Below are 22,925 nucleotides of genomic sequence, written 5' to 3' on the forward strand. Positions count from 1 at the left end.
TGGTGACGGTAATTTATTTGTTCCGTCACTGTGACGTCACAAATAATAGAGTATGATAAATAAGAGTAATTATACATTGTCATTTACTGTTAGAGCAAGTAAAATGAATAAAGCAGGCAAAGCACCTATTGAGGTATTAATATCTGTGGGAGAAGAACGTACTGTATTTTCTACAGGTAAGTTAGTGACATTAGAAAGTTGGAATAAAGATAAGCAGTGCGTACGTGGTACAAATTCAGAAGCCACGGCTTTAAATGAATTTCTTAAAAATTTAAGAGTACGGATTTATGAAGAGGAAATAAAATTGGTAAAGCATGGTTTTGCTGTAACCGCTGTATTACTTCGTGATGCACTATTAAATAAGGTGGAATTAATAAAAGAAGAAACTATACTTAGTGTTTATAGAAAGCATAATGAGATACAGTACAAACAGATTGGTTGTGGAGTCTCTAAAGGGACATACGCTAATTCAAAACATGGATTGTCACTTTTAGAGAATTTTATTCAATTTAAGTATCATCGGGATGATATGTTTCTAAGAGAATTGAACCGTGATTTTATAGAGGAATTTCGTATATGGCTATTATCAGAACATGGGCTGTCTCATAATGGAGCGGTGAAGTATTTAGCATTATTAAAGAAAGTGGTAAATCGTGCAGTTGCTAATAATAAGATAGCATTTAGTCCTTTTGCAGCGTACAAATTAGAGAGACAAGAGGTGTCTCCCGATTTTCTGAATGAAGATGAATTGCGTAGAATTATAAACTTCAATTCTCCTTTACCAAGACTTGAAAGGACTAGAGACATGTTTTTATTCGCTTGCTATACAGGTTTGTCCTATGTTGATGTTAAGACTTTGCGAGCTGAACATTTGGAACGTGATAATGAAGGAAGAATATGGATTAAGAAGAAAAGGATTAAGACGGGTGTACTTGCTCGTATTCCATTATTGCCAAGTGCTAAGATGTTAATTGATAAGTATTCTGGTGGAGATACTTTAATACCTATATATTCAGCTAAAGATATAAATCTTTATTTGAAAGATATAGCTATTTTGTGTCATATTGATAAACGAATAACCTATCATACAGCCCGCCATACTTTTGCGAGTACTGTTACTTTGGCAAATAATATATCATTAATTGCGGTATCCAAGATGTTGGGACATTCTAATACACGAATGACTGAACACTATGCTAGATTGGTTGATAAGTGTATAGGCGAAGAAATGGATAAGCTAATGGATACATTTAATTGTGAAGAATAGAATCTTCTTTAAAATAAAATGTCGCTTTGCTTTTATGGTGAAGCGACATTTTTTATTTTTGTGACAAAGTTTGAAAATATGGAATATCAGATAATACCAATCAATACGATAAAACGAATCGAATCATGGCTGAATAGTGAAGTGGGATTCAGCCGTTCAATGTTTCATAATGAACTGGACTATATATCTGATGTATATCTTTTGGGTAATAAGTTCCCAATGGAAATACAGGATTTGTACTTGTCAATAAAGAAGGAAGAGCAGGAGATTCCCTATCCTAATTGCGGGACAGATGAGGACAAATATGAATTTAGCATGACTGTGGGAAAGAATTTAGTCCTTGAAAGTGGTAATTTTAAAGCCGAGTATATTGAAACATTGTGGAATACATACAATAAAAATGAGGACGAAGCCTATGAACAGCAAGACCAAGATGTATTTTACGCTATTCTTCTTATTGTAAGTATCTACTATAAATACACACAGACCAATGGCTATTTTGATTTTGAGGATTATATTGCTGATCCAACACAGATAAAGTATAGTTATTCTGTCAGACCGGATATGCTACGTCTTTACAAGATGTTTCATGAGAAGAAAAAGACCAAGAGTAATATTGTCACGATTGAATATAACAAACAGAAAATAGAACTTACGAATGATGATAGTTGGTTTCTCAATATGATAACTCCATATCTTGATAAATATTTAGGAGTTTCAACTTTGGAAGAAGCGGAAACGGAATTGGATAAAGATTATCCCAGTATAGGTAAAAGAGGCAGGAAACGTGAAAATGCAATACTTGATACGGTAACTCTTAGTATATATAACCTACTATGCCACTCATCATTTGCAGCCAAAGGTAAAGGATTAACAGATAACGAGGGGAATTTTATTCTTGAGTTACTGAAATATCTCAAACTGATTGATGAGGACAGTCCTAAAAATGACATATTGAATTTGCGGGCTACAATCAGGAACTTGCAAAAATATGAAGTTCGTCCAAATTGGTGGAAAATCCCCATGTGCAAAACGTCTCCCAATAATCCGGTTGAACATTTAAAATCATATTGGTAAAACATATAAAGATAAAAAATGATAGCCTTTATTAAATTGATGATTATTGTGTAAATATACATAATTTATTGATATATTGTGATTTATGATATTTGTGATTACATAAAGAATTAAGCAATAAAAAAGGGATTTCTTTATGTTTTTTTCTTCATTTCATACGCTTCTATTTCTCCGTAGTTTTGCAGCGTAATCAAAAACAAAGGTGCGCACCTCGTTTGAGATTCATTAATGTTTAAATTTAAAAAAAAATGAAGATTATGAATTTGGAATTTGTAGAAAAGAAAGTAGTTAAGTCTTATGATAATGAAGGTGCAATGCAAACTGTAAAGGCAATGATGAAAAGAGGTGAGCAATTGAATGTTAAGTTTTACACTAACAAGGATAACTATCCATGCGCTTGGATTGAATCCAAAAAGATTCAAGGTTTCTGTTTGATATTGAATCAAGAAGGATTAAGTTGGTTACGTACTTATTTGGAAACAGGAGAAGCGGAAGATTTTGGTTTTAATCCTAATAGTGTTACGGCTTATGGTGAAGGAGAAGATAAGGATTTTCAACTATCAATTTTTAAGCAACTGATTTTAGCGGGAAAAGCATTACAATTTGTTCCTACGTTTCGTGAGTATGGAGCGAAAATTACTGCCAGTGCTTTTTTCAGAAAAGGAAAGATTTTCTTCCGGTTGGAAAGGACAGAAGAGTTATATGATTATTTATTGGAAAAAGAATTGATAGCATAATTGAATTATTAACGGGGGAAGGTGCAATTCCTTCCCTCATATTTATAAATCTATTAAAATTTAAGATTATGAAAAAGTTAAATGTAAAACCAGTAGAAGAATTGTCCCAGTTCATTAATGAAGCTAAAACTCCTGGAAATTTGTTGCAAGATGCACCCGATTTTGATGCAATCAAGCAGGAAGAGTACGAGAATGAAGGAATGGATGTGATAGACGTTAATGAGGAAGATGACAATAGAAATTAATCTTAATGAACTCGGTAGGGTGCAATACCTTACCGAAGTTCTTCCCGAAATTCCCACGAATACAATTCTTTATAAGAAGTTGACCGGACTTGGTGCTACCTATGGAGAAATCACCGCAAAACGTAACTCGATTATCATTGAGCCGAATGTTCCTGTTATTATCGGTAAATGTAATGACCCTAAACATAAAGATGATAATCTGTTCGGAGTATATGAAGGTGTATATACTGACGATATCGTAAAATATTTGGAGAAGAGTAAGAATAAGTATTATAAGATACTTACTACTCCCGAAAGTTTCCAGAAAGTAAAGGACGCATTTGAAGAACTGGAAATGAGTGTGCATTGTTCTTGTTTTCTTCTGTTTGATGAATGTCATAAGCTAGTGAAGGATGCGGATTACCGGAGTGACATAACACTACCGATAGATGATTTCTTTAAGTTTGACAAAAAAGCACTGGTTTCTGCCACACCGATAGAATTGAATGACCCTCGATTTAAGGAGCAGAACTTTCAGACGATAGAAATACAACCGACTTTTGATTATAAAAAGGAGATTTGGCTTCATCATACGAATAATACGCTGCAAGCATTTAAAAATGTGCTATCCAAGCTAAACAATGAGGAAGCTGCACCACTTCCGATTTGTGTGTTTATCAATTCAACCGATATTATATATTCATTGATGAAGCAACTAGACCTGTTGGAAGAATCTGCTGTTTTTTGTGCTCCGAAAAGTGTTGATAAACTAAAAAAGAACAGATTTTGTAATGTTTACGAACAGTGGAACAAGGATAAAATGAAGCGGTACAACTTTTTCACAAGCCGCTTTTTCAATGCTGTGGATATGGAGTTGGAAGAGCAACCTCATGTTATAATGCTGACCGATGTCTATTTTGCGGAACATACTATGATAGATCCATATACGGACGCAATTCAGATAGTAGGACGATTCAGAAATGGAGTTTCGTCAATTACCTATATAAGTAATACCAAAAAAGGATTGCCCCAAAGAAGCAAAGAGGAGATAAAAGGTTATCTTATTTGCAGCAAAGAAATATACCGAACTATGAAGAACTTTTATGATTGTGCAACAGACAGGGCTTCCCGTGATGCTTATCGTGCTGCATTGGAAAGTCTTCCTTTCAATAGGATGCTTGATAGGAACGGGAACAAAAATTGGTTTGCAATAGACAATTACATGGATGAGGAATTGATGAAAAATTATTTCCATGATGAAGATTCTCTATATAAAGCATACGATAATTGTGATTCTTTTATTGTTTATCATGCGGGACACTATTGTCCATTGGGGGATAGCGAGCGGCTAAAGAGGGAAAATAAATCTCAATCCATTAAAGACAAGCGTAAGGAGATAGTCCGCCAGTTGGAGATGTTGGGAGATTGTGTTACTGAAATGGAGCTGGAATACAAGCGGGATTTGATTGCGGCTGATTCATTTATTGTTGAAGCTTATGATATGGTAGGTAAAGAAGTGATTGAACAACTCAAATATTCCAAAAAGAAAATCACGGAAGCCATGATACAGAAGCAATACAGTGAGAAGGCAACCGGAACAGAGGTAATCCGCTTAATAAAGAACTCATTTACTGTTGGTCAAAAATACACTCGTAAATATACCAAAGAAGAAATAAAGAGAATTTATGCTCTATTGAATATACATCCCCCTAAAGCCATAACAAGTAAGACTATAAGCGATTTTTTTATGGTGTCCGAATGCAAAGTCAGAGGTGAAAGATGTTATTTGCTGATTGAGGAAATATTATAATGCGAAGGACATTTTTTGAAGAAAAACACTTTTATAGACCCTGTTCGAAAAATGTCCCTTACTTTGAAATAATCGACTAAAAGAATAACTTAGTAGCAAAAAGGAGATTCACTCATCACGGAGCGAATCTCCTTTTTTGTAAAGGTTGATTTTTACATGATAAGAGTAACCTTTGGTGGTATGGGACGAGGTTTTTCCACAATATTTACCTTCAAGACTTTAGCTAAATACTTCCAAGTACAAACAGTTCCTTCCGGTATTTTTCGTTTTTTTAGTGCTGCTGCTAAAAATGGTAATGCGCTATAATGGTCGATGATTTTTCCTACTATTTTTTTATTATATGGTGGTATTGTAATGTTTTGTGATGCGAAAAAATCAGCCATTGGTATATATACCTTTGTATAAACTTCGTCATCATCCTTTCCTTTGACAATATCTATTTTGAATAAATGTGTGTTTGTAAGTGTGTATCCGTTTTGTTCTTCTTTTATCAGTTCTTTGTCGATACACTGATTGAGATAAGAATCTAAGGTCGGTCGGGATATATTTAGTTTCTTGCAGATTTCACTTTTGTTGTATCCTGTGTAATTGGTGTTGTTTAGGCAGATACATTTTAATAAGATGAGGAAAGCTTTGAGTTTGTTAGGAATGTTTTCTTCCAATAAATCCAAGTCAATTCTAATCCAGTCAATTTGCGGTTTGTATAGATAATACGTACAGGTATTGAACACGCCTTTGTTACCAATGTTCTGTTGTGTATCTTTCCGTAGTAACCCTTTCTTTATTAGTTTCTCGATATGCTTGGATATATATTCGGTCTTGCTTATTCCTGTCAATTGGGATAGCGTTTCAAGCTTTACGTGTGAAATGTAAGTGTTGTAATCAGATTTCGCTAATAAACAAAAATAAGTATATGCTTCATTTGTTGTAAGCCCTATGGCTAGGCTTGCCGGTATTATTCTGTATCCCATAGTTGGCAAATGGTTGTCCGTTGATAAAATAAATAATCTTCTTTTTTAATAATCTGTTGAAATTGGAAGTTCCGAGACTTATTTTGGCTTCCTTTCTGTCTATATAAGTTTCATTGGTTAGTTGATTTACATACATGAAAAAAATAAGATTTAGAATGTGCTTTTGACTTCTGAAAGAAGGCAATGCTTATTAGTTATTTTCCAATGGTTAGTAGTATAGTCCACCCTGTTTTTTTACATGAGCGTGCCCCTGTTTTTTTACAAGTTGTTTTTTCGGAGTATAAGGATATTTTTCTGCAACTTTTGCCAGTTGTTCGTATAGTTCTGCATACTTCTTTTTTAAATAATCTCTGTCTATTTTGATTGTTACCTTGCGATTAACAATGTGCTCTGTTATTTCATCCGTAAGGGTGGTACTTGTGTCAGGTGCTATTGGGATTCTTGTCTCAATCATGGGATTTTAAATAAAATGTTTTTCTAATGTGGTTAATCTGTATTCTTTGTTTCTGATAGCCTTGTGTCTGTAACCATACACCGATATGGACTTTATTATCTCTGATTCCGTGTTTCAAGGCTAATTCACGTAATTCTTGATAGGTATATACTTCTGACATGGTAGGTAATAAGAAGAAATTTTCATAACCACAAGCGGTAGGGCAGACGTCAAATTGCCCTACTTTTTATGGTTATACTACAAAAATGAAAAAGGTCGTCTAATACTAGTATATAGGCGACTGCAATAAAATCTATCAAACATGGCTTTATCTATGAAAGACTGCGAAGAAATGAATTTACCACATTGATAGTAATTGGGAAATGGAGATAATAAGCCCTCGATGCAATACGGTAATCCTTCCTTCATGGGATACACAAATTTACGAATAATTGGGGAAGCTAAAAAATGAATGATACTCATTCTTCAAACATTGGTTGTATGTTTATGCCACATTCTGTAATGGTCTAAAGTAGTTCCATTTATGGAGAGTAGAAAGATATGCGTGCAATAAAGTACAGGTACTTATATATAATCCCCCCTACCTATAAAAATAGGATCTTAAATATATATCAGCTTACTTCTCCTATGATTTACTGAATTGAAAGTTACGTACGAATGAGCAGAGTAGCTCTAACGTCCCCCTAGGGTAGTTGGAAGAAAAGTGAAATATCTATTCTCCACGTAATCAATTTATAAATCATTTAAAATTTTATTTGTTATGAGAAATCTACAAATTATTGGCAATGTGCCACAGGTAAGAAGAGAAAGTAACTTTGGTGAATATGCAGAAGAAGCAACAATAATCGAAGAACAACCAAAAGTTAAAAAAGAAAATCCTCATTTCTTGGAAGCTAATACGCTAGAGGTAACAATGCAACATTTGAAAGAAGATTGTATTACACCTGTATTTGCCAAAGACAATGAGCTTACAATTCCTCACCCTGCATTTATTGATACTGTTTATGACGCTGCAAATACTTTTTTCAGTGGTGAAAGCATTGATAAGCCCGATATTCGTGTTAGTCATGTGATTAAGGGTCGTATTCCGGAAGCGATACATAAGCCAGCCAATCAGTTATTGGAATCAGACAAAACAATCTACTATGAGAGGGCAGCTTTCAGCATTGACATTCCTACAATCTATGAAACGGTTGAGGGTAACAAGTTGAACCTTTCAATAGTAGGGGTTAGAGCCTATAATCAAATGAATCTGTATTCAAAGAAAGTTCCAGAACTATTTAGGTTGGCTATTGGCTTTAAAAACCAAGTTTGTTGCAATATGTGCATCTTTACAGACGGTTACAAGGATGATTTAAGAGTGAGCAATACAAGTGAACTTTACCGTTCTGCTTTGGAACTGTTCAACAACTACAATCCTGCCAAACATCTGTATTTGATGCAACAGTTAGGCAATACATCCATGAGCCAACATCAATTCTGCCAAATATTGGGTAAAATGAGACTTTATCAGTGTTTACCCAGTGGCTACCAAAAGAGACTGCCAAGAATGTTACTTACTGACACACAAATAAACAGTGTTGCAAAAGCCTACATTAATGATGAGAACTTTGGCAGCTTTGGAAATGACTTGAATATGTGGAAATTTTATAATTTGCTCACTGGAGCAAATAAGAGTTCATATATTGATTCATTCTTAGACCGCTCTTTAAACGCTACTGAAATGGCTGTTGGAATTAATGCCGCTTTGCATGGAGACACTAAATATAAGTGGTTTATTGATTGATTAAACAGGGGAATATTCAGAAATGGGTATTCTCCTATTTTATTAACTACGTAAAACAAAAAATCATGTTTTATTATAAGATACTTGTTTGGCTCTTTTGGGTGGTATTGTCTTTTATAACAGGTTGTGTTCCGTTAATCCTACTTATTCTTTTAGTTGGCTTATGGGATATTGAGGAAGCGAATAAACCTCGTTAGTGTTCAAAACAGGAATGTGTTCAAATAAATCTGTAAAGGTGGTTTGAACACATTCTTTCATGTTATCAATTTAATCAAAGAATAAAATGAAAACAGCCGTAATATACGCTCGTGTTTCGTCAAGTAATGACAGACAGGACACGAGCAGACAAATAGAGGATTTAAAGAAATATGCTATTTCACAGGATATAGAAATAGTGAATATATTCCAGGAGCATATTTCAGGTGCAAAGAAAATAGAGGAAAGACAGATTTTAGGGGAATGTTTAGAATACTGTAAACGTGAATCTGTGAATATTCTACTTTTGTCTGAATTGTCAAGACTAGGAAGAAGTACATTACAGGTTCTTCGCTCTTTAGATATATTGCATGAATCGAAAGTATCGGTTTACATACAGAACTTGGGCTTATATACTTTGCAACCAAATGGGGAAGTTAATCCAATAGCTTCTATCATGGTGACAGTACTTGCAGAAATGGCAAATATCGAAAGAAGCAATATCCAATACCGTTTGAATAGTGGTAGGGCAAATTATATTGCCAAAGGTGGTAAACTTGGCAGAAAGACAGGTTCAACCAAAACGGATGATAAGAAAAAAGAGGAATATAAAGAAGTCATTGCTTTACTAAGAAAAGGCTATTCAATCAGAAATATAGCTAAGCTACAAAGTATTGGTATTTCCACCGTTCAACGGATCAAAAATCAGTTTATAAAGCCATAATCATAAAATATCGGTGGGGTGGAAAAATTCAGAGATTTAGTTTTTATATGGGTGGTCTTGAATTTTTCCACTACCATGGATTTATAAAGAAGGGATAGCTCTCAACTTTTAATAAACAATAGTTCTTGCTATTACAAACGCTTTTCGTAACTTTGTGGCAATTTCAGATGCCTAATGTGTTAGGTCTGAAAGGACATATTAGTTAACGAAGAGCGTTTAAGATATTACCTTGTTCAGAAAATCGCCAATTTAATGAACAACTCAAGGTGATAAGCAAGAACGCTCACGTCAATGTTATATACCTATCTTGTTAAGATAGTCTATATATCGTTTGGCGTGGGCTTGTTTATCATTGAGTTGTGGGTGTTTGGCGATACCTCTGAACTGTGATATTCAAGTTCCCACGCTTTTCTCATTGTATAATACTATCCAAAGGGGACAGGGTAGATAAAACGATATATAACTACGAATCAGACATTAAGAAACAACTTTTGCTACTATCTTTTAAGTAGCCAACTCAATTTTTGAGCAGCTTATACTACAAATTAAATTATTAACAAAAAGATTATTTACAGAATATGAAAACATTTAGATTTTTTGCGACTTTATTGGTTATTGCTTTATGTGCAGGTTTTACTTCTTGTAGCGATGATGATGATGAAAATCTGTTAGTGGGTACTTGGGTAAATATAGAGGATGGGGGCTCTGTGCAATATAAGGAGGTAATGACTATTAATGCAGACGGTACAGGTTCATCAACTTCAAGTGCGATTTATGCTGATGGTTATATTCCTAAAGAAGAAGTAGATAACTTCAAATATACTTATGATGAGAATAGTAAAGTTTTCACTTTTATTTGGGAAGAAGATAGCGACGGAAATATAGATATTTATTCTATGCACGTTAAAGAACTGACAAACTCCAAATTAGTTTTCATTGATGATATAGATGAAGAAGGTGAAGGAGAGGTAATAACATACATAAAACAATAATTGGGATTAACAGCATAGTGCTAGTCTTATAGATTGGCATTATGCTTACAATATTCTAAGATGATAATAACAAATAATGTATGATGAAAAATATTATTTATTTATTTATTTGCCTTTTTTCTTTTATGGTTAGTGAAGTAATGGCACAATCTTCACAAAAGAAAACGGTTTTAGATTTTACTCCTAAAGTTCCACAAGAAGTCATTAATCTTGCATTGGAAAGAGTTAAACAGAAAGAAGTTGCTTGTTTTAATAATGGAACAATTCAAAAAAAGAAGTATAAGATTATAAATTATACTACTTCAGTAGCTGTTGATATGAAATATAATGTTTGGGTAGAAGTCGTTGACCCTTGTAATGATATTGTTAAGAAACTTTGGATTCAATATAAAGAAACCAAGGAGGGACAGTACGTTTGCACAAAAGATACTTTTTATACAAGTAAGAACTAAATTATAGCTACTTCAAGGAGGGAGGTATATAAAATTTAAAACGGTCACAGAAAAATAATAGGAGGTGTGAATATGAGGAGTGGTTAATTAAAAACAGCGTTGATAATTAGTAGTTTATAGACTATTGATTTCTTGTGACGGTATAAAAAGTCCGTCACAGATACGTCACAGAATTACTAAGAATGTGACGATTTATAGAGAACTTATAGAGTATAACATACGATACCGTCACAGTTGGTTGGACGATGATAGAATAGGAGGTAGGTACAAATGAGTAGGGAACAGGATAGAGTATAGTTATATAAAAAAGAAGAGCCTTCCGAAAAAGAAAGCTCTTCATATATAATCTGTATATCAGATAATTACTTGCTCAAAGCCTGAGCTACGTCAACCGCACAAGCTACTGTACATCCTACCATCGGGTTGTTACCAATTCCTAGGAATCCCATCATTTCTACGTGAGCAGGAACTGATGAAGAACCAGCGAACTGTGCATCAGAGTGCATACGACCCATCGTATCAGTCATGCCGTATGAAGCTGGTCCGGCAGCCATGTTATCCGGGTGAAGAGTACGGCCTGTACCACCACCGGAAGCAACTGAGAAATAAGGTTTGCCTGCAAGAACACGTTCTTTCTTGTAAGTACCAGCAACCGGGTGTTGGAAGCGAGTCGGGTTAGTAGAGTTACCTGTGATAGATACGTCTACACCTTCTTTCCACATGATAGCTACACCTTCGCGAACATCATCAGCACCATAGCATTTCACTTTTGCACGAGGACCGTCAGAGTAAGCGATTTCGCGAACAACTTTCAGTTCACCTGTAAAGTAATCGAATTGAGTTTGAACATAAGTAAAGCCGTTGATACGAGAGATGATCTGAGCAGCGTCTTTTCCAAGACCGTTCAGGATGCAACGCAACGGTTCTTTACGTACTTTGTCTGCTTTTGCAGCGATTTTGATAGCACCTTCAGCAGCAGCGAAAGATTCGTGACCTGCCAGGAAAGCGAAACATTTAGTTTCTTCGCGCAGCAACATGGCAGCCAGATTACCATGACCGATACCAACCTTACGGTCGTCAGCTACAGAACCCGGAATACAGAATGCTTGCAGACCGATACCGATAGCTTCAGCAGCTTCAGCAGCATTTGTGCAGTTCTTCTTAAGAGCGATAGCAGTACCTACTACATAAGCCCATTTTGCATTTTCAAAACAGATAGGCTGAGTTTCTTCACACGTTTTATAAGGATCAAGTCCGGCAGCTTCGCAGATTGCGTTAGCTTCTTCGATATCTTTGATGCCGTTAGCGTTCAAGGCTTCGATAATGCCTTTCATACGACGGTCTTGGCTTTCGAATTTTACTTCTCTAATCATAGTTTCTTTCCTCCTTATATTATTCGTGACGTGGATCAATAGATTTAACTGCACCCTGTTCTGCTGTTACGCGTCCATAAGTTCCTGTAACTTTTTTCAAAGCTTCGTTCGCATCGGTACCTTTCTTGATTTCGTCCATGAACTTACCCATGTGTACGAATTCGTATCCGCAGATTTCGTCGTTCTTGTCCAAGAAGATTTGTTTGATATAACCTTCTGCCATTTCGAGGTAACGAGGACCTTTAGCCAAAGTACCATAAAGAGTACCTACCTGGCTACGCAGACCTTTACCCAAGTCTTCTAGACCTGCACCGATGATCAAACCACCTTCAGAGAAAGCTGATTGGGTACGTCCGTAAACGATTTGCAGGAACAGTTCGCGCATAGCAGTGTTGATAGCGTCGCAAACAAGGTCGGTGTTCAATGCTTCAAGGATTGTTTTTCCCGGAAGGATTTCAGCAGCCATAGCAGCAGAGTGAGTCATACCGGAACATCCGATAGTCTCAACCAAAGCTTCCTGGATAATACCTTCTTTAACGTTCAGTGTCAGTTTACAAGCACCTTGTTGAGGAGCGCACCAACCGATACCGTGTGTCAAACCTGAAATATCAACGATTTCTTTAGATTTTACCCATTTGCCTTCTTCGGGTATGGGAGCCGGTCCGTGATTAGGACCCTTCTTTACAACACACATGTGTTCCACTTCGTGTGAATAAGTCATAATTAGCTCTTTTTTAAGTGATATAATTAAAAATACGTAGTCACGATTCTCTAAATCGCCCACAAAGGTAGTCGATTTATTTGTTTCTGCAAACCGCCTTTTATTACTTTTTTGTGAAAAGAGATAAATCCCTTTATGTTTTTCTCAGTTTGTAAAGTCGGGATTGCATTTGCCGAACTACTGCTATTATTGACATTGTCTATTAAGGGTAAACTTGTTTTCTTCTTATCGTAAAGTTCTTTTCACTTAATCTCTAAGTTGCTTTAGACTACTGCTAAACTGTAAACGAAGGCTTCGTTTTTATAAACGCAATCTTCATTTGTATAATCAAAGCCTTTGTTTTTATAAACGGAACTTTCATTTATAGTTTGTATGCAATCGAAGTAAATTAATTATCAGTTGAAAGCAACTTTGTCTATGCTGGAGTGAGACTTATCTGGTAATAAATAAAGGTGATGAACGTGTCGATTTTCGGAAGAGAATAGCAGGATATATTTGTTAAATGGTCTAAGTATGATCATTTGTGAGCCGAAATTGAAGTTTTGGTGGAGAAAAGTGCAATTCTTAGAATAAACGGATAAAAGATGACTTTTTACTGAATTGATTGATTCTCAATATGATAGTTTGATGTGGCGAACGTTGAAAGTGATAATATAGTTCGTTTGTCACTTTATTATCATCCTATTGTCAGTGTCTATTGTCATTTTTATCTTTCTTATTATCAGTTGATTAACTCGTGAAAATGACAAATGACAATAAAACTGGCGTTTTAAAACCTTATGTAGATATTAGCTTATAATTCGTAGGGCTGCAAATTTATTTATGTTTTTCGTACTTGGATATAGGATGAAATTCGTAGCTTTGCACATCATTTATTTGGAAAGAACTATGATAGAAGTAATGGAGTCCGCTTTGCAAAAAGCTGCGGGTGAGGGAATGGATGAATTCATCCAAGTGTTTACCGATAAATATAAGGAGGTGATTGGTGGTGAACTGACTGCCGAAACTATGCCTTTGTTAACGGGGGAACAACATTCTTTACTCGCTTATCAGATTTTTCGTGACGAGATAATGGTTGGCGGATTTTGTCAGTTGATTCAGAATGGCTATGGCGGATATATTTTTGATAATCCGTTTGCTAAAGTAATGCGTTCATGGGGAGCGGATGAGTTGTCGAAATTGGTCTATAAAGCAAAAAAAATATATGATGTCAACCGAAAAGATCTGGAGAAGGAACGGACGGATGATGAATTTATGGCTATGTACGAGCAGTATGAGGCTTTTGATGAGTTGGAAGAGGCTTATTTGGAGATGGAGGAACAGGTTACGGCATTGGTCGCAAGTTATGTGGATGACCATTTAGACCTTTTTGCAAAAATAATAAAATGATGAATGCAGTATTTTTTAAGTCTTTGCATTTAGTAAGTGTGAATCAGAATTTATATCTTTGCAAAATCTAAAAAATATGTTTATGAAACAGATGAAATTTTTATTGGTAGCTTTGATGGCTGTGGTGATGAGTGTGTCGGTGACTTCTTGTATGAATGGAGAAAATAATCCAGTTTATACAGGGTTGGCTGTAGCTGAATGTGTTAGTACATATCCTGCTACTTTCGCAGTCTCAAACAATCAGAAATTAGTTGTAAAAGATGCGACCTTGCTTGACTTAAAGTATGGGAAAACGTATATGTTTTATTATCAATTTAATACAGAGGAACAATCTGTTTCTGCAGCTTCAATAACTGTGACACTCTATCAAGGAAGTGCTCCGGTAGCAATTGATGCTGATGATGACGAGGGACCGGTGGCAAACTCTGCGGATTACGAGGCTGATGCAGCATTGTATTCTTTGGGTACATCTTTATTTCCATCTTCTTTTTTACTTTATAATAAAAAATTGCTGGTTCCCTTTGGTTATTGGGTAAAAGTAGAAGAAAATACTGATAAGCAAAAAGAAGAATTGAATAAGCACTCTTTTGTTTTAACGTATGATGTTACTAACATAGCAAGTGGTGCGAAAACATTTGAATTGACACTTAATCATAAAATTAGTGACGCAGAAGGTGAGAAAGTTACTCGTGACAGGTGGGCGGAAGGCTATAAAGTGTACGATTTGACTGCAGCTATAACAGCTTTTAGTGAAAAATCGGGAACAGTACCTACTACTATAAAAATAAAGACGAAACTTAATACATCTACTGGCGGCTCTTTGGAAGGGGCGATAGATGGTACGAACGAGGTAACTTATACTACTGAATAACATTGAACTACAAAGAACTATTTAGCATAGCAATGAAATTGATTTCCTCTCCGGCTAAGGCTTGGGAGGAAATTTCTATGGAAGAGGATAGGCGAAAAGTATATATGGCTTTTGTTTATCCTATGATTGGTTTATGCGGTCTGTCCGTATTCATTGGTTCGTTACTGACCAATGGATGGGGAGGTCCGCAAAGTTTCCAGATAGCTATGACCAATTGTTGTGCCGTAGCGGTAGCCCTGTTCGGAGGCTATTTTCTGGCAGCATACGCCATAAATGAGATGGGGACGCGAATGTTTGGTATGCATAGTGATATACCATTGGCGCAACAGTTTGCAGGATATGCGCTTGTTGTACCATTCCTGCTCCAGATTGTAACCGGACTATTACCTGATTTTAGAATTATTGCTTGGCTGCTGCAATTCTACATCGTATATGTGGTATGGGAAGGAGTTCCCGCATTGATGGGCGTAGAAGAAAAATTGCGATTGAGATACACCCTTTTCTCATCTGCGTTGTTAATACTATGTCCGACGGTGATTCAGATTGTTTTCAATAAACTGACAGCCATACTTAATTAAATGTGTGAAGATGAAACAACCCTCTGTAAATATAAAAAATAAACGGGCTACGTTTGATTACGAACTGATAGATACCTATACGGCAGGTATTGTGTTGACAGGTACGGAAATCAAATCCATTCGTTTGGGAAAGGCAAGCCTGGTAGATACGTTTTGTTATTTTGCGAAAGGCGAATTATGGGTGAAGAATATGCATATTGCCGAGTACTTCTACGGTTCGTATAATAATCATACGGCACGTAGAGAGAGGAAGTTGTTGCTTAACAAAAAAGAATTGGAAAAACTCCAAAGGGAAATGAAGAATCCCGGCTTTACGATTGTTCCTGTGCGTTTGTTTATCAATGAGAAAGGGTTGGCGAAACTCGTAGTTGCCTTGGCGAAGGGTAAGAAAGAATACGATAAACGAGAATCGATCAAAGAGAAAGACGACCGCAGGGATATGGCAAGAATGTTCAAACGATGACATGATAGGATAAATGAAAAAGACAATTTCTCAGATTGTATCCGAACGCATCCTTATCCTAGATGGAGCAATGGGTACAATGATTCAACAATATAACCTCAAGGAAGAAGATTTTCGTGGTGAGCGGTTTGCTCATATTCCCGGACAATTGAAAGGAAACAATGACCTGTTGTGTCTGACACGCCCGGATGTGATTCAGGATATTCACCGTAAATATCTTGAAGCCGGTGCGGATATCATCGAAACGAATACATTCAGTTCGACCACTGTTTCTATGGCTGATTATCACGTGGAGGAATACGTGCGTGAAATGAACCTTGCCGCAGTAAAACTTGCCCGCGAACTAGCCGACGAGTATACAGCGAAGAATCCCGAAAAACCGCGTTTTGTAGCGGGCTCTGTCGGACCTACGAATAAAACCTGTTCCATGAGTCCGGATGTCAACAATCCGGCTTATCGCGCTTTAAGCTATGACGAATTGGCTGCATCCTATCAGCAACAGATGGAGGCTATGCTTGAGGGGGGAGTAGACGCTATCCTGATTGAAACCATATTTGATACGTTGAATGCTAAAGCGGCTATTTTTGCTGCCGGACAAGCAATGAAAACAACAGGTGTCAAAGTACCCGTTATGTTGTCGGTGACCGTATCCGATATCGGTGGAAGAACCTTATCCGGACAGACGTTGGATGCGTTTCTTGCTTCCGTTCAACATGCCGACATCTTTTCCGTCGGTTTGAACTGTTCGTTCGGTGCCCGCCAGCTGAAACCTTTTCTGGAACAATTGGCGGCACGTGCACCTTACTATATAAGTGCTTATCCGAATGCCGGTCTGCCGAATAGTCTGGGCAAATATGATCAGACTCCTGCGGACATGGCCCATGAGGTGAAAGAATATATTCACGAAGGATTGGTCAATATTATCGGGGGCTGTTGTGGAACAACCGATGCTTACATAGCCGAGTATCCGGCTTTGGTGGAAGGTGCGAAACCCCATATTCCTGTTGCCAAGCCGGAATGTATGTGGCTCTCCGGACTTGAACTGCTGGAAGTGAAACCGGAAATCAATTTTGTGAACGTCGGCGAGCGTTGTAACGTGGCAGGCTCACGCAAATTCCTCCGGCTCATTAATGAGAAGAAATATGATGAGGCCCTTTCCATAGCCCGCCAACAAGTGGAGGACGGAGCTTTGGTGATTGATGTGAATATGGACGACGGACTGTTAGACGCAAAGTCGGAAATGACAACTTTCCTGAATCTCATCATGTCCGAACCGGAAATAGCTCGTGTTCCGGTGATGATCGACTCTTCTAAGTGGGAGGTAATAGAAGCCGGATTGAAATGCCTTCAAGGTAAATCGGTTGTCAACTCTATTTCTTTGAAAGAAGGGGAAGAAGTCTTTCTTGAACATGCCCGGATTGTCAAACAGTATGGCGCTGCTGCCGTAGTAATGGCTTTCGATGAGAAAGGACAGGCGGATACTGCCGTCCGTAAGATAGAAGTTTGCCAACGTGCTTACCACCTTTTAGTAGATAAGGTGGGGTTCAATCCGCATGATATTATCTTTGACCCCAACGTGCTTGCCGTAGCTACAGGGATTGAAGAGCACAATAATTACGCGGTAGATTTTATCGAAGCTACCGGATGGATTAAACGGAATCTTCCCGGTGCCCATATCAGCGGGGGAGTCAGTAATCTTTCTTTCTCGTTTCGCGGCAATAATTATATTCGTGAAGCGATGCACGCCGTATTCCTTTATCATGCTATTCAGCTGGGAATGGATATGGGCATTGTGAATCCGGGAACCTCTGTTCTGTATAGCGACATCCCGACGGACGTACTGGAGAAGATTGAGGATGTCGTGTTGAACCGTCGTCCGGATGCAGCCGAACGTCTTATTGAGTTGGCGGAGTCTTTGAAAGCGACCATGAACGGAACAACCGGACAGACAGCTGTCAAGCAGGATGCATGGAGGGAGGACTCTGTTCAAGAACGTTTGAAGTATGCTTTGATGAAAGGTATCGGTGATTATCTCGAACAGGATTTGGCGGAGGCTTTGCCACTCTATAATAAAGCGGTCGATGTGATTGAAGGTCCGTTGATGGATGGAATGAATTATGTCGGTGAACTTTTCGGGGCGGGTAAAATGTTTCTTCCTCAGGTTGTAAAGACTGCGCGTACCATGAAAAAAGCCGTTGCCATCTTGCAACCCATCATCGAATCGGAAAAGACGGAGGGAACGACCTCTGCCGGAAAGATATTATTGGCAACCGTGAAAGGCGACGTGCATGATATTGGAAAGAATATCGTTGCCGTAGTAATGGCTTGCAACGGTTACGATATTGTTGATTTAGGAGTGATGGTCACAGCCGAAACCATTGTGCAGCGGGCTATTGAAGAGAAAGTGGATATGATCGGATTGAGTGGGCTGATTACGCCGTCTCTCGAAGAAATGGCTCATGTGGCAGGTGAACTTGAGAAAGCGGGATTGGATATTCCTCTTTTGATTGGTGGAGCCACCACGTCGAAGATGCATACGGCATTAAAAATAGCTCCTGTCTATCATGCTCCGGTAGTGCATTTGAAAGACGCTTCCCAGAATGCGGGCGTTGCCGCCAGATTGTTGAATCCACAGGCGAAAGCCGAATTGGTAAATGAGTTGGAAACGGAATATAGAGCGCTTCGTGAAAAGAGTGGTTTGCTGCGTCGTGAAACCGTCTCATTGGAAGAGGCCCAGAAGAACCGGCTGAATCTGTTTTAGCATTCTGTATAAGAAAAAAGATACGTTATAATCAGTATTAGTAAGCAAAAGTTTTGTCTTTTCGATAAATTCCTTACATTTGCGTTCTGATTAATTCATATCTAATACGTAAATGTTTGGAATAGACGACCCTTTTATCATTTTGCCATACCTGCTTTCAGTGGTATGCGTGGTGTTTGCGGCCTGGTTCGGGCTGGAATGTTGGAATAAGGACGACGAAAAAGACGAAACACGATGAATACATTTATACTTGGACTGATTGTGGTAGCCTATCTGCTGTCACTCGCTTATTTAGGCTTTCTGGGATATAAGAAAACGACGTCTGCCAGCGATTATCTGGTAGGTGCCCGTCAGATGAATCCTATCGTTATGGCACTTTCCTATGGGGCTACTTTCATTTCGGCGTCCGCTATCGTTGGTTTCGGGGGAGTGGCTGCTGCTTTCAGAATGGGAATCCAATGGCTGTGTTTCCTCAATATGTTTATCGGAGTTGTCATTGCCTTTATCTTTTTAGGTTTGCGTACCCGACGTATGGGGGTAAAACTGAACGTGAGTACTTTACCGAAGCCAATAAGGAATTGACGGCAATTGCTCCGTTAGTTCCGGAAAAGTTCAGGGTATTGGGACATCAAGGTTGGAGGGCAATGCCAGTGACCGGTTCTCCGCAATGGTATTCATTGGTTACTTCCCTTATTCTGGGAGTGGGAATCGGTTGTCTTGCACAACCTCAGCTGGTGGTTCGTTTTATGACTGTGGAGAGCAGCAAGCAGTTGAATCGCGGGGTGTTCATCGGTTGTTTTTTCTTGATAATAACCGTAGGAGCTATCTATCATGCCGGCGCATTGAGCAATCTATTCTTTTTGAAGACGGAGGGTGCGGTAGCAACGGAGTATGTCTACGCTCAGTTCATAATTCCATACGATGGGGGCTTCCGTCGGTTCCGATATTTATGGAACGTACAAACCCCGTTCGCGTGATAAGTTGACTAACGTTATTCGTCTTGGGGTACTGTTTTCTATCTTGGTCAGTTATATTATTTGTTATATGCTTCCGCATGACATCATAGCACGTGGCACTTCTATCTTCATGGGAATCTGTGCCGCTGCTTTCCTGCCCGCCTATTTCTGTATTGGGTATCTGTAAGGCGCTGTTTGGCAGGGATGTGCTGATCTCCACCTATCCTTTTTCGATCATAGATCCGATATTGTTTGCGTTGCCTCTGTCTGTGTTGGCTATTATCGGAGTCAGCATGATGACCTATAAGAAATAAGTATTACGCTTTGATTTTCTTTTTGTAGGATTCATAGCGCGACAGGATGTCACGGACAAAATTATAAGTTTCTATGCCACGAAAATATCCGTTTTTACAGATCGGGTCGGTGAAGTACTCTTCATTGCTCTTGAGCAAGATGAAGTTTTCTACATTGTCTTTCCATACCAGTTTGTTCTTACCGTATTTCTCGGCCAGTGCCATCGCATCATAAATATGTCCTAATCCGGCATTGTAGGAAGCCAGGATAAAACTGAGACGTTCCTGCTTATCGGGAATCATGCTGAGACTACGGTCGGTAGCTGCGATATATTTGACTGCCGCTTTGACGCTTTCTTCCGGATTCTGTTCCTTTCCGGGCGGAACTCCCATAGCCCGTGCGGTAGCGGGCATTAATTGCATCAGCCCTTTTGCTCCGGCCCAAGACACGGCTGTGGTATCGAAATTGGATTCCGTGTAAGCCAATGAAGCAAGCATACGCCAATCCCAACCGATATCTTTGGAGTACTTCTTGAATAAATCATCATAGTGCGATATCTTCCCCTCTCTTAGTGAAAGGATAGGAGAATGGGGCATCATTTTGCTATTCTCGAAGTAGCGTTTCATACTGGCTGTATAGGCAGGAGAGGTCATATTTTCCTCATGCCATTTGGTGGCTGCTGCCGCCAGCTCGGGACAGTCTTTTCTCACAGCCCATGATGAACGTTGGTCAAAACTGATAGACAAGTCAATATTTAAGTTGGGATAATACGTTTTATTAAGCTTGGCCAAATCGTTGTCGGCTACCGTGTATGGAATCTTGCCTTGTGCTACTTGTGTGATCAGGTCTTCGGTAGTGATACTGTCATTGGTTACCTTATGGATTTGAATGCCGCCTCCCAATTCGTTGTTCAGGTTGACAAGACGGTCGTAATACTTTCCGGGCTTTACATAGATATCTTTCCCTATCAGTTCCGTTACATCTTTCAAGGGTTTTTGTTTTCCTTTTCCCTGTTGCACAATAACCTGATGGGTGATGATATCCTCACCGCAATAGATAAGGCTGTCTTTCCATTCCTTTGTTACGGGTAGATTGTAGGCAATCATGTCTCCTTCGCCTGCCAGTAATTTCCGGATCAGTTCATCGACACTGTTAGCTACTTCGATCCTAAGTTTTAATCCCAGACTTTTGGCAAACTGACCGCTAAGTTCGTATTGAAATCCCATTTCCTGTCCCCGATAAATGAAGTAGGAAGTAGAACTGTATAGTGTCAATACGACCAGTTCGCCGCTGTCTTTTATCTGCGGGAGGTCGTATGCGTTCTCGCTTACAGGATTGGGTCGCGTGTTCTTACATCCGAACACGCAACAGAATAATATAAGGAATAAAGGAATAATCAGTGTCCTAACGCCCATTCTTTAATTTTCAATTTTTAATTCTTGAGGTGCTTCTTGATATACATTGTCAGAATATCAATAGCTACCTTATTGTTTCCACCTTCCGGTACAATAAGATCGGCATAACGCTTGCAAGGTTCGATGAATTGTAGATGCATTGGTTTCAGAACCCGTGTATAACGTTCCATGACCGCTTCGGCAGTACGTCCGCGTTCAATCACGTCTCTTTGGATAACACGTATCAGTCGTTCGTCAGGATCAGCGTCTACAAATATTTTAAGGTCCATCATGTTGCGCAATTTTTTATCACATAAAGCAAGGATTCCCTCAATGATAACCACTTCGCGAGGTTCGATGTGAATCGTTTCGGGCTGCCGTGTACATGTAAGATAAGAATAGGTAGGCTGTTCAATGCTTTTCCCTTCTTTCAACAGCATGATATGCTTAGATAGCAAACTCCATTCGAAAGCGTCCGGATGGTCGAAATTGATATTCTGACGTTCTTCCACCGGGACGTGGCTGCTGTCTTTGTAGTATGAGTCCTGAGGTAGTAACACCACTTCTCCTGTGGGGAGACTTTCTATGATTTTCCGTACAACGGTGGTCTTTCCGGAACCTGTTCCGCCTGCTATGCCTATTATTAACATCTCTTTAAGTATATATTTAAACTAAATGGAGTAAATTTGCATTGTTTATACAGTATATAGAAGACAAATATAGAAACAATTCATTAAAATAGCAACGGTAATGGTAAAACACATTGTATTATTTAAGTTAAAAGACGATGTTCCCGCTGAAGAGAAGCTGGCAGTCATGACTAAATTTAAGGAAGCGATAGAAGCACTTCCCGCTAAAATCTCTGTAATCCGTAAGGTAGAGGTCGGATTGAATATAAATCCGGGTGAGACTTGGAACATCGCGCTTTACAGTGAGTTTGATACTTTAGAAGATGTGAGATACTATGCAACGCATCCGGAACATGTTGCGGCCGGTAAGATTCTGGCTGAAACAAAGGAAAGCCGTGCGTGCGTGGATTATGAGTTATAACCCCCAATAATAAAAGAATGAAAAAACTATTTTCTTTTCTGCTTTTAAACTTTGTGGTCTATGTGTTGCAAGCGCAGATACAGGATCCTGTGAAATTTAAAACGGAGTTGAAATCTCTTTCCGATACGGAAGCGGAGATTGTATTTACTGCAACCATTGACAAGGGGTGGCATGTATATTCTACTGAGCTTGGGGACGGAGGACCTATTTCCGCCACATTCAACGTCGATAGCAAATCGGGGATTGAACCGGTAGGAAAGTTGAAACCGGTAGGTAAGGAGATAGCTACTTTCGACAAGTTGTTCGAGATGAAAGTACGCTATTTCGAGAACACGGCTAAGTTTATCCAAAAGGTGAAGTTCACAGGAGGGGCTTATGCGATAGAT

At 38.5% G+C, this 22,925-nt stretch carries 22 protein-coding genes and 2 pseudogenes; 18 read left to right on the top strand and 6 right to left on the bottom strand.

Going from position 1 to position 22,925, the window contains the following annotated elements; translation table 11 throughout:
- Window positions 1–52 precede the first annotated feature (52 nt).
- From BACFIN_RS08155 to BACFIN_RS08135, 5 genes are all read left to right on the top strand, one after another.
- Window positions 53–1,267 (top strand): site-specific integrase, encoded by a 1,215-nt coding sequence (locus BACFIN_RS08155; protein WP_007754364.1) that lies wholly within the window; start codon window positions 53–55, stop codon window positions 1,265–1,267.
- 78 nt (window positions 1,268–1,345) lie between these two features.
- Complete coding sequence (locus BACFIN_RS08150) at window positions 1,346–2,344, top strand: hypothetical protein (protein ID WP_232281656.1); 999 nt, start codon at window positions 1,346–1,348, stop codon at window positions 2,342–2,344.
- A gap of 248 nt (window positions 2,345–2,592) precedes the next feature.
- Window positions 2,593–3,081, top strand: coding sequence for a hypothetical protein (locus tag BACFIN_RS08145; RefSeq protein WP_007754370.1), 489 nt, complete (start codon window positions 2,593–2,595; stop codon window positions 3,079–3,081).
- 68 nt (window positions 3,082–3,149) lie between these two features.
- A complete protein-coding gene (locus BACFIN_RS08140; RefSeq protein ID WP_007754371.1) occupies window positions 3,150–3,326 on the top strand; it encodes a hypothetical protein in 177 nt (58 codons plus the stop codon).
- Window positions 3,310–5,115, top strand: coding sequence for a DEAD/DEAH box helicase family protein (locus BACFIN_RS08135; protein WP_007754381.1), 1,806 nt, complete (start codon window positions 3,310–3,312; stop codon window positions 5,113–5,115). The genes BACFIN_RS08140 and BACFIN_RS08135 overlap by 17 nt, the downstream gene beginning before the upstream one ends.
- Before the next feature lie 152 nt (window positions 5,116–5,267).
- Here BACFIN_RS08135 and BACFIN_RS08130 read toward each other — a convergent pair whose 3' ends face one another.
- Entirely contained in the window at window positions 5,268–6,086 is an 819-nt protein-coding gene (locus BACFIN_RS08130; protein ID WP_007754384.1) for a helix-turn-helix domain-containing protein, read from the bottom strand.
- Window positions 6,087–6,294: 208 nt separating this feature from the next.
- Window positions 6,295–6,540 (bottom strand): hypothetical protein, encoded by a 246-nt coding sequence (locus BACFIN_RS08125; protein WP_007754387.1) that lies wholly within the window; start codon window positions 6,538–6,540, stop codon window positions 6,295–6,297.
- 760 nt (window positions 6,541–7,300) lie between these two features.
- Here BACFIN_RS08125 and BACFIN_RS08120 point away from each other — a divergent pair.
- The 4 genes from BACFIN_RS08120 (at window position 7,301) to BACFIN_RS08100 (ending at window position 10,689) form a co-directional block, all read left to right on the top strand.
- The gene (locus tag BACFIN_RS08120; protein ID WP_007754390.1) at window positions 7,301–8,326 is read left to right on the top strand and encodes a DUF3871 family protein; all 1,026 of its coding nucleotides are present in this window, start codon (window positions 7,301–7,303) and stop codon (window positions 8,324–8,326) included.
- 283 nt (window positions 8,327–8,609) lie between these two features.
- The gene (locus tag BACFIN_RS08110; protein WP_007754395.1) at window positions 8,610–9,245 is read left to right on the top strand and encodes a recombinase family protein; all 636 of its coding nucleotides are present in this window, start codon (window positions 8,610–8,612) and stop codon (window positions 9,243–9,245) included.
- Window positions 9,246–9,823: 578 nt separating this feature from the next.
- Window positions 9,824–10,237, top strand: a complete 414-nt coding sequence (locus BACFIN_RS08105) for a lipocalin family protein (RefSeq protein ID WP_007754398.1) — start codon at window positions 9,824–9,826, stop codon at window positions 10,235–10,237.
- Between the two features lie 80 nt (window positions 10,238–10,317).
- A complete protein-coding gene (locus BACFIN_RS08100; protein WP_007754401.1) occupies window positions 10,318–10,689 on the top strand; it encodes a hypothetical protein in 372 nt (123 codons plus the stop codon).
- A 362-nt stretch (window positions 10,690–11,051) separates the two neighbouring features.
- On the opposite strand, the gene BACFIN_RS08095 is transcribed toward BACFIN_RS08100, so the two are convergent.
- Window positions 11,052–12,062, bottom strand: a complete 1,011-nt coding sequence (locus BACFIN_RS08095; RefSeq protein WP_007754403.1) for a GGGtGRT protein — start codon at window positions 12,060–12,062, stop codon at window positions 11,052–11,054.
- Window positions 12,063–12,081: 19 nt separating this feature from the next.
- Window positions 12,082–12,783 (bottom strand): iron-sulfur cluster assembly scaffold protein, encoded by a 702-nt coding sequence (locus BACFIN_RS08090; RefSeq protein WP_007759112.1) that lies wholly within the window; start codon window positions 12,781–12,783, stop codon window positions 12,082–12,084.
- Window positions 12,784–13,671: 888 nt separating this feature from the next.
- On the opposite strand from BACFIN_RS08090, the gene BACFIN_RS08085 reads away from it, so the two are divergent.
- The 7 genes and pseudogenes from BACFIN_RS08085 to BACFIN_RS20840 all read left to right on the top strand — a co-directional run bounded on the left by BACFIN_RS08085 (window position 13,672) and on the right by BACFIN_RS20840 (window position 20,115).
- Window positions 13,672–14,172: a DMP19 family protein gene (locus tag BACFIN_RS08085; protein ID WP_032839677.1), complete on the top strand. Its 501-nt coding sequence runs from the start codon at window positions 13,672–13,674 to the stop codon at window positions 14,170–14,172.
- An 82-nt stretch (window positions 14,173–14,254) separates the two neighbouring features.
- Window positions 14,255–15,043 carry a hypothetical protein gene (locus BACFIN_RS08080; RefSeq protein WP_022276093.1) on the top strand — a complete coding sequence of 263 codons (789 nt, stop codon included), beginning with the start codon at window positions 14,255–14,257 and terminating at the stop codon, window positions 15,041–15,043.
- Window positions 15,044–15,075: 32 nt separating this feature from the next.
- Window positions 15,076–15,621, top strand: a complete 546-nt coding sequence (locus BACFIN_RS08075; RefSeq protein WP_007754408.1) for a Yip1 family protein — start codon at window positions 15,076–15,078, stop codon at window positions 15,619–15,621.
- Between the two features lie 10 nt (window positions 15,622–15,631).
- Window positions 15,632–16,084, top strand: a complete 453-nt coding sequence (smpB, locus tag BACFIN_RS08070; RefSeq protein ID WP_007754410.1) for an SsrA-binding protein — start codon at window positions 15,632–15,634, stop codon at window positions 16,082–16,084.
- A gap of 13 nt (window positions 16,085–16,097) precedes the next feature.
- On the top strand, window positions 16,098–18,845 hold the full coding sequence (gene metH / locus BACFIN_RS08065; protein WP_007754413.1) for a methionine synthase: 2,748 nt from the start codon (window positions 16,098–16,100) through the stop codon (window positions 18,843–18,845).
- A 112-nt stretch (window positions 18,846–18,957) separates the two neighbouring features.
- A complete protein-coding gene (locus BACFIN_RS23610; RefSeq protein WP_007754416.1) occupies window positions 18,958–19,083 on the top strand; it encodes a symporter small accessory protein in 126 nt (41 codons plus the stop codon).
- Window positions 19,080–20,115 (top strand): annotated as a pseudogene (locus tag BACFIN_RS20840) (sodium:solute symporter family transporter). The gene BACFIN_RS23610 and the pseudogene BACFIN_RS20840 overlap by 4 nt, the downstream one beginning before the upstream one ends.
- A gap of 3 nt (window positions 20,116–20,118) precedes the next feature.
- Here the strand turns inward: BACFIN_RS20840 and BACFIN_RS08060 are convergent.
- Window positions 20,119–21,510 (bottom strand): MltF family protein, encoded by a 1,392-nt coding sequence (locus BACFIN_RS08060; protein WP_007754426.1) that lies wholly within the window; start codon window positions 21,508–21,510, stop codon window positions 20,119–20,121.
- A gap of 17 nt (window positions 21,511–21,527) precedes the next feature.
- The gene (udk, locus tag BACFIN_RS08055; RefSeq protein WP_007754428.1) at window positions 21,528–22,139 is read right to left on the bottom strand and encodes a uridine kinase; all 612 of its coding nucleotides are present in this window, start codon (window positions 22,137–22,139) and stop codon (window positions 21,528–21,530) included.
- A 100-nt stretch (window positions 22,140–22,239) separates the two neighbouring features.
- Between udk and BACFIN_RS08050 the strand changes: the two genes are divergently transcribed.
- The gene (locus BACFIN_RS08050; RefSeq protein ID WP_007754429.1) at window positions 22,240–22,539 is read left to right on the top strand and encodes a Dabb family protein; all 300 of its coding nucleotides are present in this window, start codon (window positions 22,240–22,242) and stop codon (window positions 22,537–22,539) included.
- A gap of 17 nt (window positions 22,540–22,556) precedes the next feature.
- Window positions 22,557–22,925 (top strand): annotated as a pseudogene (locus BACFIN_RS23330) (protein-disulfide reductase DsbD family protein); the annotation flags it as partial.

It is taken from the genome of Bacteroides finegoldii DSM 17565 (assembly GCF_000156195.1).
Classification (GTDB): domain Bacteria; phylum Bacteroidota; class Bacteroidia; order Bacteroidales; family Bacteroidaceae; genus Bacteroides; species Bacteroides finegoldii.

Excerpts from the sequence above, each read along its gene's own strand:
- BACFIN_RS08155 (WP_007754364.1), top strand. The coding sequence starts at position 53 with ATGATAAATAAGAGTAATTATACATTGTCATTTACTGTTAGAGCAAGT.
- BACFIN_RS08150 (WP_232281656.1), top strand. The coding sequence starts at position 1,346 with ATGGAATATCAGATAATACCAATCAATACGATAAAACGAATCGAATCA.
- BACFIN_RS08145 (WP_007754370.1), top strand. The coding sequence starts at position 2,593 with ATGAAGATTATGAATTTGGAATTTGTAGAAAAGAAAGTAGTTAAGTCT.
- BACFIN_RS08140 (WP_007754371.1), top strand. The coding sequence starts at position 3,150 with ATGAAAAAGTTAAATGTAAAACCAGTAGAAGAATTGTCCCAGTTCATT.
- BACFIN_RS08135 (WP_007754381.1), top strand. The coding sequence starts at position 3,310 with ATGACAATAGAAATTAATCTTAATGAACTCGGTAGGGTGCAATACCTT.
- BACFIN_RS08130 (WP_007754384.1), bottom strand. The coding sequence starts at position 6,086 with ATGGGATACAGAATAATACCGGCAAGCCTAGCCATAGGGCTTACAACA.
- BACFIN_RS08125 (WP_007754387.1), bottom strand. The coding sequence starts at position 6,540 with ATGATTGAGACAAGAATCCCAATAGCACCTGACACAAGTACCACCCTT.
- BACFIN_RS08120 (WP_007754390.1), top strand. The coding sequence starts at position 7,301 with ATGAGAAATCTACAAATTATTGGCAATGTGCCACAGGTAAGAAGAGAA.
- BACFIN_RS08110 (WP_007754395.1), top strand. The coding sequence starts at position 8,610 with ATGAAAACAGCCGTAATATACGCTCGTGTTTCGTCAAGTAATGACAGA.
- BACFIN_RS08105 (WP_007754398.1), top strand. The coding sequence starts at position 9,824 with ATGAAAACATTTAGATTTTTTGCGACTTTATTGGTTATTGCTTTATGT.
- BACFIN_RS08100 (WP_007754401.1), top strand. The coding sequence starts at position 10,318 with ATGATGAAAAATATTATTTATTTATTTATTTGCCTTTTTTCTTTTATG.
- BACFIN_RS08095 (WP_007754403.1), bottom strand. The coding sequence starts at position 12,062 with ATGATTAGAGAAGTAAAATTCGAAAGCCAAGACCGTCGTATGAAAGGC.
- BACFIN_RS08090 (WP_007759112.1), bottom strand. The coding sequence starts at position 12,783 with ATGACTTATTCACACGAAGTGGAACACATGTGTGTTGTAAAGAAGGGT.
- BACFIN_RS08085 (WP_032839677.1), top strand. The coding sequence starts at position 13,672 with ATGATAGAAGTAATGGAGTCCGCTTTGCAAAAAGCTGCGGGTGAGGGA.
- BACFIN_RS08080 (WP_022276093.1), top strand. The coding sequence starts at position 14,255 with ATGAAACAGATGAAATTTTTATTGGTAGCTTTGATGGCTGTGGTGATG.
- BACFIN_RS08075 (WP_007754408.1), top strand. The coding sequence starts at position 15,076 with ATGAAATTGATTTCCTCTCCGGCTAAGGCTTGGGAGGAAATTTCTATG.
- smpB (WP_007754410.1), top strand. The coding sequence starts at position 15,632 with ATGAAACAACCCTCTGTAAATATAAAAAATAAACGGGCTACGTTTGAT.
- metH (WP_007754413.1), top strand. The coding sequence starts at position 16,098 with ATGAAAAAGACAATTTCTCAGATTGTATCCGAACGCATCCTTATCCTA.
- BACFIN_RS23610 (WP_007754416.1), top strand. The coding sequence starts at position 18,958 with ATGTTTGGAATAGACGACCCTTTTATCATTTTGCCATACCTGCTTTCA.
- BACFIN_RS08060 (WP_007754426.1), bottom strand. The coding sequence starts at position 21,510 with ATGGGCGTTAGGACACTGATTATTCCTTTATTCCTTATATTATTCTGT.
- udk (WP_007754428.1), bottom strand. The coding sequence starts at position 22,139 with ATGTTAATAATAGGCATAGCAGGCGGAACAGGTTCCGGAAAGACCACC.
- BACFIN_RS08050 (WP_007754429.1), top strand. The coding sequence starts at position 22,240 with ATGGTAAAACACATTGTATTATTTAAGTTAAAAGACGATGTTCCCGCT.